Consider the following 469-nt stretch of genomic DNA (forward strand, 5'->3'; position numbering starts at 1 on the left):
GGAGACGTTCGACGCGGGCGCGACCCCCGGGCTCGACGACTTCGAGCGCCCCGAACTGAAGTCCGTCTCCAGCGACCTCGTCGGCGAGCTCCAGTCGATCTCCGACGAGAAGGAGCGCCGCGAGTCCGAGATCGCCGACCTCAAACAGGAACTGGAGAAGAAGGACCGCCGGATCGCCGACCTCGAACGCGAACTGGAGGAGGCCCGCGACCTGAGCGACATGGCCGACCAGTTCGCGCAGGCGCTCCTCGGCAAGGCCGAGGCGCCGTACCGGAGCGGCGGCGGCCGGCCCCGGGTCGGCGCCGATCCCTCCGACGCCGCGGCCGACGGCGACGACGGGCAGTCCGTGCTCAAGTCGTACGACGAGGCGGTCGCCGCCACGAAGGGCGACGACGAGCCCGCGAGCGAGGCGGCGCCCTCCGCCGACGGCGGCGCCGAGGGAGACGCGGAGCCGGCCGCGTCCGCCGAC

1 pseudogene is annotated in these 469 nt (G+C 74.0%); it reads left to right on the forward strand.

Annotated features, from left to right (window positions below):
• A pseudogene (locus tag D3D02_RS19480) lies at positions 1-469 on the forward strand (ATPase); the annotation flags it as partial.

This window comes from Halobellus sp. Atlit-38R, from assembly GCF_003665925.1.
GTDB classification, from domain to species: Archaea; Halobacteriota; Halobacteria; order Halobacteriales; family Haloferacaceae; genus Haloquadratum; species Haloquadratum inordinatus.